General features: G+C 71.0%; 7 protein-coding genes. 3 read left to right on the top strand and 4 right to left on the bottom strand.

Features of this window, described 5'->3' with window-relative positions; genetic code table 11:
- The 3 genes from R3E98_08990 to R3E98_09000 all read left to right on the top strand — a co-directional run bounded on the left by R3E98_08990 (position 1) and on the right by R3E98_09000 (position 6,764).
- Positions 1-2,436 (top strand): condensation domain-containing protein, encoded by a 2,436-nt coding sequence (locus tag R3E98_08990; protein ID MEZ4423532.1) that lies wholly within the window; start codon positions 1-3, stop codon positions 2,434-2,436.
- Positions 2,433-4,049, top strand: coding sequence for a hypothetical protein (locus tag R3E98_08995; GenBank protein MEZ4423533.1), 1,617 nt, complete (start codon positions 2,433-2,435; stop codon positions 4,047-4,049). The genes R3E98_08990 and R3E98_08995 overlap by 4 nt, the downstream gene beginning before the upstream one ends.
- A gap of 171 nt (positions 4,050-4,220) precedes the next feature.
- Positions 4,221-6,764, top strand: coding sequence for a zinc-dependent metalloprotease (locus tag R3E98_09000; protein ID MEZ4423534.1), 2,544 nt, complete (start codon positions 4,221-4,223; stop codon positions 6,762-6,764).
- Between the two features lie 145 nt (positions 6,765-6,909).
- On the opposite strand, the gene R3E98_09005 is transcribed toward R3E98_09000, so the two are convergent.
- The 4 genes from R3E98_09005 to R3E98_09020 all read right to left on the bottom strand — a co-directional run bounded on the left by R3E98_09005 (position 6,910) and on the right by R3E98_09020 (position 10,856).
- Positions 6,910-7,992, bottom strand: a complete 1,083-nt coding sequence (locus R3E98_09005; protein ID MEZ4423535.1) for a hypothetical protein — start codon at positions 7,990-7,992, stop codon at positions 6,910-6,912.
- Between the two features lie 129 nt (positions 7,993-8,121).
- Positions 8,122-8,526 carry a gamma-glutamylcyclotransferase family protein gene (locus R3E98_09010; protein MEZ4423536.1) on the bottom strand — a complete coding sequence of 135 codons (405 nt, stop codon included), beginning with the start codon at positions 8,524-8,526 and terminating at the stop codon, positions 8,122-8,124.
- A 13-nt stretch (positions 8,527-8,539) separates the two neighbouring features.
- The gene (locus R3E98_09015) at positions 8,540-9,643 is read right to left on the bottom strand and encodes a serine hydrolase (GenBank protein ID MEZ4423537.1); all 1,104 of its coding nucleotides are present in this window, start codon (positions 9,641-9,643) and stop codon (positions 8,540-8,542) included.
- A 112-nt stretch (positions 9,644-9,755) separates the two neighbouring features.
- Complete coding sequence (locus tag R3E98_09020) at positions 9,756-10,856, bottom strand: NAD(P)H-dependent oxidoreductase (protein MEZ4423538.1); 1,101 nt, start codon at positions 10,854-10,856, stop codon at positions 9,756-9,758.
- Positions 10,857-12,036 lie beyond the last annotated feature (1,180 nt).

Consider the following 12,036-nt stretch of genomic DNA (forward strand, 5'->3'; position numbering starts at 1 on the left):
ATGGCGGCGCCCAACGTCGAAGACCTGGTTCCGCTGACTCCGATGCAGCAGCTGATGCTGCTGCACGCCCTCTCCGGGGGGGACGACGGGCTGGTCAACCAGGTCGTCTACGACGTGGGGGGACCCGTGGACGGCAGCGCCTTCGCGCTGGCCTGGACCGCGCTGGTGGCCCGACACGCAGCGTTGCGGACGGGCTTCCTCTGGGAGGACCTGGAGCGGCCGGTGCAGGTGGTGCGCACGGCGGTGGACGCGCAGCCGGCGCGCGTGGACCTCACGACGGAACAGGACCCGGACGCGGCGGCGGACGCCTGGGTGCAGCAGGATCGTGCGGCGGGCTTCGACCCCCGGCGCCCGCCTCTCGTGCGCGCGGCGCTCGTGCATCTCGCCGCCGACCGGCACCGCCTCGTCTGCACCGTGCACCACCTGGTGGCCGATCGCTGGAGCTACGATGTGCTGATCTCGGAGCTGGGCGTGCTGTACGGGGCGGCGCGCGCCGGGAGCGCGGCGGGTGCAGACCTGCCGGCCGCGCCGCGCTTCCGCGACTACGTGGCCTGGATGCAGGCACGCGACCAGGACGGGGCGGTTGCCTACTGGCGCGAGTCGCTCGATGGGGTCGCCGCTGAGGCGGGCGCCAACCGGACCTCCACCGGCCCTCGCGCGACGCAGGAGCGCACCGTATCCGCCGGTGTGCTCGACTCGCTGCGCGAGCGCGCCCGTGCCACACGCACCTCGCTCGGCGTGTGGGTGCAGCTCTCCCTGGCCCTCGGGCTCGCGCGCCGCATGGGTCGCGAGGACGTCGTGTTCGGGCTGACGGTGTCGGGTCGGCCCCCCCAGCTCCCCGACGCGGAGCGTACGGTGGGGTCGTTCGTGAACAACGTGCCGGTACGCGTGCGCTTGCAGGGCCTGGAGACGCCTGGCGCGGCGGCGCAGTGGCTGCACGCCGAGCAGGTCCGACGTCAGCGCCACGAACATCTGGCGCCGCCCACCATCGCTGCCGCGGCCGGCATCCCGGCGGGGCGAGCCCTGTACGACGTCCTGTGCGTCCTCAACCTCGACGACGCTGCGCTGCCCCGCTGGAGCGGACTCGACATCCGCATCCACTCGGCTACGCTGGATGCTGCGGTGCCGTTCCTGTTCGCGGTGGGACGCGAAGAGAACGGCCTGACCCTGCGACTGCTGTACGACGAAGCACGCGAGGATGAGGCCGCGCGTCTGCTCACGGACGTGGAGGACGCGCTCGCCCGGCTGGCCGCGCTGGACCCGGGGTCTGCGTGGATCCGGGACTGGATCGCATCCGGTGCAGCCGTACCGGGCACACCGGCGACGTCGGCCACCGTGGGCGGAGCGCCCGCGTCGCCCGGGAATGCGACGACCCACGCGGACGGCGGCTCGCTGGAGGGGCGGGGTGCGGAGACGGTGCTGCTGGCGCTCTGGCGTGAGGTGCTCGGGGATCCCGCGGTGGGACTCGACGACGACTTCTTCGCGCTCGGGGGCACGTCGCTCCAGGCCGCCCATCTCTTCGCCGGCATCGAGCGACGCCTGGGACGGACGCTTCCGCTGTCGACCCTTCTCCGCTCCGGCAGCGTGCGGGCGTTGCTGCGCGAGCTCGATCAGCCCGTGTCGCACGCCTCCCCCGTGGTCCGGCTGCGTTCGGGCGGGACCCTCGCGCCGCTGTACGTCGTGCCCGGGATCGGGGGTCACGTCGTGGGCCTGGCCGCGCTCGCGCGCGCGCTCGGCGCCGATCAGCCCTTCTACGGCCTCGAGTCCCGGGGTCTGCACGGCGAGCGCGCGCCACTGGAGTCCATCGAGGCCATCGCGGAGGACTTCGCCACCGAGGTGGCGGCCACCGGGGACGGGCCCGTGGATCTGCTGGGACTGTGCTGGGGCGCCGCCGTCGCGTTCGAGATGACGGAGAGGGTGCGGGCCAGGGGGCGGCCGGTCCGGACGCTGGCGCTCCTCGATCCCGCCGTGCTGCTGCGTGCGGAGGAAGAGGAGCCGGGGACGCCCGATGGCAGCTTCCTCAAGCGCCGCCTGGAGCTCTACTGGGACGAGCTGAAGGGCTCGGACTGGCGAGGCCGCGGGCGCTTCCTGGTGGACAAGGCGCGCAGGGCCGCGAGCGCCGTCCGCGGAGACGCGCAGGCGCAGGAGAGTCGCCTGGAGCGCGACCGCTACCGCGTGCGCGAGGCCAACCGGCGGGCCGTCACCCGCTACGATCCGCAGCCGCTCTCCGTGCGTGCCTGCATCTTCCTGACCCCGGAGCGCGATCTCGGGGGCGAGGTCGATCCTCGGCTGGAGTGGCGGACGTTGATCGACCCCGAGCCCCCGGTCGTGCACGTGCCGGGCTCGAACTCGGGCGACGCGATCTCCGCGGCGCATGCGGCCTCCTTCGCCTCGGCGCTGCGCGCCTGGCTGCGCGAGGCGCGCCCACCGCGATGAGCGCGCAGCGGACCGGTCACGATCTCGTCGGCTTCGGCCTGCGCGTGCTGGTCCAGGTGGCGCTCTTCCGCGTGCTGGAGCCCACGGTGCGGGCCCTCGGTCGGCTGCCCGCCGCGGCGTACGAAGGTCGCGTCTTCCTGGACGCCGTTCCGCTCCGCATCTACGAGCTGGTGCGGTCCCATCCCGCTGCCGCCGCCGCCGGGCTCGTGGGGTTGGTCGCCTGTGCGCTGGTGCCCCGGCTGCGCGCGGACACCGCGCGCCTCTTCGACGGATGGCGCTCCGTGGAGGACGGACCCGCCGTGCGGGCGCTCGTGGGCGTGCTCACGGCCGTCCCGACCTGGGCGTGGAGCACCTATGCCACCAACGCCTGGTTCGGACAGGCCCACGTGCTGGACCGGCTGATGCTCGTGGGTCTGTGGGCTCTGGCCTTGTGGCGTCCGCTCTTCCTGCTGCCGTGGGCGGTGGCGTTGGCGGCGGTGCTGAGCCAGTTCGATCTACCGCTGGCTCAGTTCTCGTGGACCGAGGCCGACCTGCTGGTGCGCATCCCGATCCTCGTGACCGCGTACTGGGTCGTCCGCGCCTTCGGTCGCGAACGCGGTGCCCACACGCTCGTGTTCCTGCTGTGCTGCCTGCTCGCCACCACGTACTGGTGGTCCGGGGTGGGGAAGCTGCGCATCGACTGGCTCGCGCATCCCCATATCCACCTGTTGATCTTCGGCGCCTACGCCAACGGCTGGCTGTCCTTCCTGGAGCCCGCGACGATCGCGCGCATCTCCGCCACGCTGGCGCCCTTCACCGTGCCGTTGATGCTGTTCACGCTGCTCGTGGAGCTGGGCGCGCTGCTGCTCCTGGCGCGCCGATCCTTCCTGCAGGGCTTCCTGGTGCTGGCGCTGGTGTTCCACACGGGCGTCTTCCTCTTCAGCGGCATCTGCTTCTGGAAGTGGATGGCGGTCGAGGTGGCCCTGCTGGTCTTCCTGCGCACCGGGGATCGTATCGAACGCCTCCCGTTCTTCACGCCGGCCCACGCGGTGCTGTCCATCCTGCTGATCGGCGGCGCCACGCTCTGGGTGAGGCCGGGCAACCTGACCTGGTACGACACCCCGCTGACGTACTCCCTCCGGCTGGAGGGCGTCACGACGACCGGACGCACGGTACCGCTGGATGCGGGATCCTTCGCGCCCTATCGGGAGATGTTCGTGCTGGGCCTCTTCCCGTACCTGTCGCCCGACGTGCAGCTCACGGGGACCATGGGCGCGGCGACGGACCCCGCCCGGGCGGACGCGTTGGTGCGCGCTCCCACGGTGGAGACCGTACGGGCCCTGGAGGCGGCGGTCGGAGCGGGCCGGTACGATGCCGCGCAGGCGCAGGCGTTCGAGGCATTGGTGGCGCGCTATGCCCGGCGGCTCAACGCACGCGGGCCGGACCGATTCGGGATCACCGACCTGCTGCGGGCACCCCCGCATCTGTGGAGCTCGCCCCGGTCTCCGCGCTGGGAGGGCCAAAGCCCGCTGCAGCACGTGCGGGTCATCGAGTCCACCCGGCTCTTCGACGGGGTGCTCCCCCACGAGATCCGCCGCCGCGTGCTGGCGGTCGTCGAGGTGGGAGCGCGGTAGGGTGGTCGCGGGGGTCGCTTGGGTCCGGACCCTTCCTCCCCGCCCCTCCCTCCGGGCTTCCCGGCGACCGTCATACGGTTCGGGTGCGGGTCACCTGCCGTTTCCCTTTCCGTGACCGGACCCGTATTCTGCGCCCGCCGCCCCGTACGGCCACCCTGAACCCCGATCGCCATGAACGTCCGAACCGCCCTCCGGACCGTCCTCCCGGCGCCGCTCCTGACCACGGCGCTCCTGCTCCTGGCCTCGTGTACCGCTGCCCGTCCGGGTCCGGCCCCCTCGCCCGGCGCCCAGCCCGATTCGGGTGCCGCCGAAGGCGCCCGCCGTCCCGGTGGAGGCCGGGGTGGCAACGGCGCGGGAGGGGGTGGACCCCAGCCGTACGCATCCGTCATCACCGATGAGGCGATCAGCCAGGACGGCCTGTTCCGCACCCACCGGATGGCGGACAAGCTGTACTTCGAGATCCCCGGTTCGGCCCTCGAGCGCGAGATGCTGCTCCTGGCCCGCCCGGTCGAGAACTCGGCCCAGCGGCCCGAGGGCTTCTTCGGCGGTGGGGGCTCGCGCATCGTGCAGTGGGAGCGCCAAGGTCATCGCGTCATCCTGCGCGAGAAGCGCTACACGGTCTTCGCCGACGACACCGCCGCCATCGCCCGGCAGGTGGATGGCATGCGGAAGGGTCCGGTCATCGCTGCGTTCGACGTGGAGGCGTACGGGCCCGACAGCGCGGCGGTCGTGGAGGTGACGTCCCTCTACACCACGCCCAACGACCTGATGGAGAGCATCGACGGGCTCCAGCGGGACAAGAGCTGGATCGAGGACGCGTGGTCGTTCCCGCGCAACGTGGAGGTGGAAGCCACCCAGACCGGGAACGTGCGACCGCAGACGCCCGGCTTCGGCGGACCGGGCGGTGGGGGCGGTGGCGCCAACAACCAGCCGCGGCCCGAGACCCAGCGGATGCACTGGAGCATGCTGCTCCTGCCGGACGATCCGATGATGGCCCGGCTGCACGACGAGCGGGTGGGCTTCAATTCCTTCCGGGTGATCGACTTCGGCCGCCACGAGCATCGCTCGGAGGAGCGGCGCATCATCCGCCGGTTCCGGCTGGAGAAGCAGAACCCGAACGCGCCGGTGTCCGATCCGGTCGAGCCCATCGTCTACTGGATCGACCCCGCGACGCCGGACTGGCTGAAGCCCTGGGTCGTGCAGGGCGTGGACGCCTGGCAGGAGGCGTTCGAGGAGGCCGGCTTCTCCAACGCGATCTTCGGACGGGTGGCCCCGACGCCGGAGGAGGATCCGTCGTGGTCCCTCTACGACGCCCGCCACTCGGTGATCTACTGGCGTCCGTCCAGCGTGCCCAACGCGACCGGTGGCCAGATCTGGGATCCGCGCAGCGGCGAGATCCTGAAGGGCGAGGTCAACATGTACCACAACGTGCTGAACCTCCTGCGCAACTGGTACTTCATCCAGGCGAGCCCGCTGGACGCGCGGGCGCAGAGCCTGCCGCTTCCGGATTCGCTCATGGGGCGGATGTTGCAGTACGTCGTCACCCACGAGATCGGTCATTCCATCGGCTTCCCCCACAACATGAAGGCGAGCGCGCAATATCCGGCGGATTCGATCCGCAGCCGCGCGTTCCTGGAGCGCATGGGTGGGCACGTGGCGACACTGATGGACTACTCGCGCTTCAACTACGTGGCGCAGCCGGAGGACAACATCCCTCCCCACCTGCTGATCCCGAACATCGGACCCTACGACCGGTTCGCGGTGAAGTGGGGATACGCACCCATCCCGGGCGCCCGCACGCCGGACGCGGAGCGCCCGACGCTCGATCAGTGGGCGCGTGCGCAGGACACGATCCCGTGGCTGCGCTTCAGCACGGCGGACGCGACCAACGACCCCGAGGACCAGACAGAGGCCGTCGGCGACGCGGACGCGGTCAAGTCCACGACGTTGGCCTTGAAGAACCTGGAGCGCGTGGCGCAATCGCTGATCCCGGTCGCGGAACGTCCGGGACAGAGCTACGACCTGCTGGAGGAGCTGTACGACAACACGGTACAGCAGTGGGGGCGCTACATGGCGCACGTGGCCTCGCTCGTCGGAGGCGCCATCACCCAGGAGAAGTACGGGACGGGCCCGCGCTTCGAGCCGGTGTCGCGGGAGCGGCAGGCGGAAGCGGTGCGCTTCCTGAACCAGAACGCCTTCCGCACGCCCGACATGCTCATCGATCCCGACCTGCTGCTCCGGATCGAATCCGAGGGTGTCGTACCGCGGATCCGTACGGCACAGTCGCGGGTGCTGCGAGCGCTCCTGAGCGGGCCGCGCCTGAACCGCCTGGTGGAGTACGAAGGCCTCCTGGACGGCACCGCGCGCACCTACACGGTGGCCGAGCTCCTCGGGGACGTGCGCAGTGGCGTCTGGGGCGAGCTGAGCGCCGGCTCGGTGCGGATCGACGTGTACCGACGCAACCTCCAGCGGGCCTACCTGGAGGCGGTGGACGCGGAGCTGAACCCACCCGAACGGCCCGCGGGGGCCGGGGGTGGATTCGGCCAACCGGCCACGCAGCGCTACAACTCGGACGCGCGAGCCGCGCTGCGCGGCGAGCTGGTGGAGTTGGATCGCCTCATCCAGGATGCGACCGGCCGCGCCGGCAACCGCTCCACGCGCCTCCACCTGCGTGATCTGCACATGGAGATCGAGCGGATCCTCGACCCCTCCTGAGGACGGCCTGCCGCGGTCGGAACGCCCCGGGTGGCCCTGCCGGCACCCGGGGCTCGATCGTCTCCGGCGTCGGGCGGCGGCAGCTTCGCGTCGGGGTACCCGGCAGCCGCCGGCGCCAGACGGTGACTCGACGGCGGTCGACGGCTCAGCGCCGTGACGCGGCTCCCGTGCTTGCGAGCGTGGGTGCCTCCGCCACCACCGCGTGGAGCGCATCCTCGAAGCTTCGCTCTCCGTACAGCCAGGGCCGCCACTCGCGCGCCAGCACCTCGCGGAACCGTCGTGCCCGCTCGTTCTGCTCCCAGATGCCGTAGGCGCGGGCATAGCCGGGATGGCCCGGCACTGCGCGCCAGACCAGCTCGCCCGCCGTGTAGAAGAGCAGCAGGTGCGCCAGCTCCTGCGGCACGGCGCGACCCTGGCGGTCGCCCGCCGTGGCGAGCGCGTCGGACAGGCGCTGGGGCGCCACGTGCCCGGCCTCGTGCAGGAGACCTTCGAGTCCCATGAGACCGCGGTTGCCCACAGCGGTCGTCGCCATGGTGATGTGCGGAGCTTCCGCCACCGAGTAGGCGCCGTACCAGCTCGCGTAGACGCTCGCGTCCACGGGGATCGGGTCGTCGGCCCACACCGTACCGAGCGCGGTGGCCAGCCTCGGTCCCAGACAGGCCTCGTAGCGGTCCAGCAGGCTCTGCATCTCGGCGATCCAGCCCGCATTGTGCGCTTCGTGCCGCGGCCACCACACGGCGAGGTAGACCGGCAGCGCCGCCTCGAGCGTTGCGCGTAGCGCGGGGTCGAGCGTGGACGGCAGCGCACCACTCCCCGCGCCGGCGATGCGTTCGTTCACGTCCAGCACCGGGTTGGACATGCCCGTGTGGGGCAGGACCCGGTCGACGTACGTGGCGACCGCGGTGTCCCAGATCGCGCGTTCCTCACGCGAGAGCGTGCGGAGGGCCAACGCCTCGGCATCCGTGCCCGGCGCGGCCGCGGCGCTCTCGTCGTGGATGCCGCGGGCGCGCTTGGCCTGGAGGAACAGGAAGTTGTGCAGGTTCAGCCAGACGCCGTTCCGGAAGCGGAAGCGGGAGGGCGTGTCCGCGGGCGCGCACACGATGCGGTCGTCCACCGCGTGGCCGGGTGTCGGACCGGCCGCCTCCGGCGTTCCGCCGCAGGCGACGAGCGCCGCCGCGGCGGCGTGCACCGCGAGGATGCCCGCGTGCTTCCCCGTCTTCCGTCCCATCCGCTCCCCCCCGTGCGACGCGCCGGCCATCCGCTCAGGCCGTACCGGTCGGGATCGGCCGCGGTTCCCTGGACGGGGGGGAGCCGACGTCGCTGCGCGGTCGCGTCCCCCCGGATGCGCCGAACGTCCTCAGGTGCCCGGCCGCTCCCGGGCCACGTAGGCCTGGCCGTCCAGCACCTCCCCCGTGTCGCAGTAGAAGGGGATCGTCACACGGGCGTAGGCGGGTCCTTCGAAGGCGTCCAGCTCCCGCCACAGGTCGACCAGCTCGGCCGACTCGAACAGGTCGGCCTCCACGGAGGGACCGTCCTCGCGCGGGATGAGCGCGGGATAGCCGTAGGTCAGGCCCCACCCCACGGGCGAGTAGTCGCCGCGGACGTGACCGTGACGCCACACGCCCTCGAACGCGGCCACGATGTGGTGGTTGGCGCCCCCCGGACGGAGGGTGCCGTAGGCGATCAGGCGCGGCGGCCCGGACGAAGCGGTCGGGCGCCGGTGCGGCTCGGGGGCGGGCGCATCGCCTCCGGGGACCGTCATCGCGCGGGTCCGACTACCGCCACGGGAAGGGTCCGTCCATGGAGACCCCGTGCGCATCGAAGAGCAGCTCGATCATGCGCTCCCACGACGCCCAGCTCGTGGTGCGTTGATAGACGGAGTTGGTCTTGAGCGCGATCACGAGGTCGAGCGCAGGCAGCACGGTGATCCACTGGCCCACGGCGCCGCGACCGGTGTACGCGCCGGCGAACGGCCCCACGGCGCGCGGGCCGTCGAAGACCCACCACATGTAGCCGTACCCGAGATAGCCGTCGCGGCGCCGCACGGGGTTCATCTCTGCGAGCGGCGTCACCGGGCGCACGATCTCCCGGGCCCACGCGCGCGGGATGAGCTGCCGGTCCTCCCAGCGTCCTTCGTTGAGCATCAGATGTCCGACGCGCGCCATGTCACGGGTGGACAGCCAGAAATGGTAGGCCGGATTCACCGAGACGGAGAGGTCGCCGCCCTTGCGTTGGGCCGTGCGGTCCCAGTCCTCCATGTGCACCGGGACGGCCACCTGTGCCTGGAACTCGTCGTAGAGATCGCGCCCGGTCAGGCGCTCGAACGCGGCCCCGGCGGCGTTGAAGTCCCAGTTGCTGTAGAGCATGTACGTGCCGGGCCGCTGGGAGCCGCGCGCGGGCGCGGACGCGAGGTCGTCGCCCCCGTTGGACGCCGCATGGTAGACGCCCGAGCGGGCCGTGATCAGGTCCTGCACGCGGGCCTGCTTCTCGATGGGCAGCAGCCCGCCCACGTCGTCCATGCCGAGGTCGGCCACGGTGGCGTCCAGGTCGATCACGCCCTTCTCCACCCACGTGCCGTAGAGCATCGCGAGCAAGCTCTTGCGGACGGAGGCCAGATAGGAGAGCTCCTCGACGTCCCCGAACGTGAAGACCACCCGGCCTTCGTGCGCGACCACCACGCCGGTCGCGACGGAGCTGTCGGCGAGGAAACGGCCGACCTCGCGGAGCTTGTCCGCATCCCACCCGTGCCGGGCCAGCTCGGGACCGCGCAGCGTCTCCCAGGTCTCTCCCGGGAAGACGCACGCGTCGCACTGGGCGGCCAGGGGCGCGCCTCCGAAACACAGCGCCAGCAGGGCGAGGAGCAGGGAACGCGGGCGCATCGGGCCTCCTGGTGCGGGGATGGGCGAATCTACCGGCGCGGCGGCCGGGCGAGCCAGCGGGGTCCGCGGTGGCCCCGACGCCCGGGCCGGCGCCCCGGCGTTCCGCTCGCGCTCAGCCGGCCGGACGCAAGGACGCACCCTTGCGTCCGCCGCGGACCAGCTTCTGCCGGTCCACGTGCCCGGCGATCATCAGCTCGGCCATCTCCACGCAGCGCTCCACCAGACCGCGCGCGCCTTCGCGCAGCGCCTCGCTCTCCTGGACATGGCGCACGTTGTTCTCCATGTCCTCGGCGCTCCAGCCGCGCGAGTGGGCGATGTAGGGGAACTGGGGGAACTGGCAGCCGAGCTCCGCGAAGAACCCGAGCATCTGGCCGGCCAGCCCCTGCACGTTGTCCTGGCCGCCCGTGATGATCAGCCCCACGACCTTGTTCCGGAGCAGGTGGCGGCCCGCGATGGTCTCCTGGTTCTGGATGCAGTTCATGCGCTCCACCATCCGGTAGTAGAGCGAGCTCGCCGCACCCCACCGGATGGGTGTCGCCAGCAGGATCACGTCCGCGCCGTGCACGAAGGCTTCGTAGACGCGGTCCATCTGGTCGGTCGGGTCCATCTGCGTGATGGAGCACGGCCAGGTGCAGGCATGCGCCGACTTGGAGTAGAAGCCCTCGCACGGTCGGAAGGCGAGGTCGCGGAGCCGGATGCGCTGCACGCGGCTGCCCTGCGCCTCGGCGTGGTCCAGCGCGTGGTCGAGCAGCGCCTCCGAGGTGCTGTAGCGCGGGTAGGTTGCCGGCATCATGGTGGTGGAGATCCCCACCACGCGCACCGGGCCTTCATCCCGGTGCACGTCGCGCGCGAGCGGATGGGGTGCGTGCGGGGCCTTCGCGCGCCGGGTGGCGGCGACGCGGTTCACGTAGACGCGACCGTCCCGCACCTCCACCGCGTACGTCGGGACCCGGTCCGCCTCGTAGCCCGGCTCGCCTTCGCCCGTCTCATGGTGGAATTTCCAGAAGTGCCAGGGGCAGACCACGTATTCGCCGTCGAGCACCCCCTCGCCCAGCGGGCCGCCCACGTGGTTGCAGGCGCCCGAGATCGCCGTGAAGCGGCCGTTCCGGTGCACCAGGGCCAGCTTCAGCCCGCGCGCGTCCACCGGCTGGATCTCCCGCTGCGCCAGGTCCTCCACGGGTCCGAGGTCGCACCAGTCCTCACGGTCGCTCATGGCTCCTCGGGGGCGGGAGGGAAGGGAGGGGAAGGTGTGGAGTGAGCCAGCAAGGTGATCGCCGGACAGCTTGCCACTGAGGACGGCGAGCCAGCCGTGCTAACCGAGGTCGGTTGAGACATTTCGCGAAGTCACCCATCAACCATCGGGAGAGAAACGGCGATGACCACCGTCCAAGCAGAGAAGGTAGCATTGCGGGAGCGGTCCCTGCTACAGACTGGCCCAGGAGCTGGGAAAACGTCTCGAAGGCCTGCAAGGATCGTCGGCTACAGTCTTTGCTACGGGATCCGGCACAACGTCCCGACGTTCGGCGTCGAGGGCCGCTCGATCGGATGCCGGGGCCGGGGGCCCGCACCGATGCGCTGCCGCTGCGGGGGATCCAGGTCAGCTCGGGAGGGGCCGGGGTGAGCTTCTGATGTGCGCGTAATCCCTCTTGACATACACTCCCCGCCTGCGTAGTCTCCAAGAAAGTCTTCCCCCTCCCCCCGCGAGCTTTTCTACTCCGACGACCACATTCGTGTCGTCTGTGGGGGGTGTTATGGACCGTGTCTTCTCCAGCGCTTTCATCACCTGCATCTGCCTGATATGCTGGCCGACCCCCGGCACGGCCCAGTTTGGGTGTCCCGGCCAATTGCCAGAGGGTGAGGCGCCGCGCGCCTACACTTCACCGCCGATCCTCCGTGATCCTGGCGGAACTAAGCTCCTCATCGACGACTCGTATCCGCCCGCTCTGCGCAGAAACGGCGTTCACGGTCTAGTGCGGGTCTGGGCGTTGATCAATAGGGTAGGGTTGGTTGACACAACCTTCGTCTCCGAATCAAGCGGTATCCCCGCTCTGGATAGCGCCGCGGTCGAGGTCGCCTCTGCCCTCGCGTTTCACCCTGCGTATCTGGATCGAGATCCGATCTGTAAATGGGTCAAGTTCCCAATCATCTACGAGCCCATCTCCCCCCGTTCACGAAGCAGCAACCTGCACGGAGGTGTTTGATGCGGAACGCAATCTGGACTCTGGCCATCGCGTTGCTGGCCGCTGGCAACGCGTACCTCGCGCTCACTCCTGAGCCCGTTTCGGCGAACGAGATGTCCCGTGCGTGCGGCTGCATGGACGGAAGTGGCGAGCAGCCGGTCGATGACAACCTGACGCCGATCTGTTGGCCGTGGTACTTCCAAGAGTGTTCGT

This window comes from Gemmatimonadota bacterium (assembly GCA_041390125.1).
Lineage (GTDB): Bacteria > Gemmatimonadota > Gemmatimonadetes > Longimicrobiales > Gaopeijiaceae > JAGQIF01.